Consider the following 612-nt stretch of genomic DNA (forward strand, 5'->3'; position numbering starts at 1 on the left):
CAGCTTCATATGGGACATGCCCTTGACAATACAATGCAGGATATTTTAATTAGATTTAAAAGGATGCAGGGCTATGAAGCCTTATGGCTTCCGGGAACTGACCATGCATCAATTGCAACAGAAGCTAAGATTGTTGAAAATATGCGTGAAGAAGGAATTACAAAGGAAGATTTAGGAAGAGAAAAATTCTTAGACAGAGCATGGCAGTGGAAAGCGCAGTATGGTGGACGTATTGTTTCACAGCTTAAGAAAATCGGTTCATCATGTGACTGGGACAGAGAAAGATTTACAATGGATGAAGGCTGTTCAAAAGCTGTAAAAGAAGTTTTTGTAAATCTTTACAATAAAGGGCAGATTTACAAGGGCGAAAGAATCATCAACTGGTGTCCACACTGCTTAACATCAATTTCAGATGCAGAAGTAGAATATGAAGATCAGGCTGGTAAGTTCTGGCATTTAAGATATCCTTTAACAGACGGTTCAGGATATATTCAGCTTGCTACAACAAGACCTGAAACATTACTTGGTGATACAGCAGTAGCAGTAAACCCAAATGATGACAGATACAAACATTTAGTAGGAAAAACTCTTACACTTCCATTAGTTGGAAGA

1 protein-coding gene is annotated in these 612 nt (G+C 38.2%); it reads left to right on the plus strand.

The annotated features are described in order from the left end of the window. Positions 1-612: class I tRNA ligase family protein (locus tag DWW96_RS13770; RefSeq protein ID WP_147339845.1), on the plus strand; the 612-nt coding region annotated here is incomplete at both ends.

Origin of the sequence: Eubacterium sp. AF17-7, from assembly GCF_003461285.1 — a bacterium.
Classification (GTDB): Bacteria; Bacillota; Clostridia; order Lachnospirales; family Lachnospiraceae; genus Eubacterium_U; species Eubacterium_U album.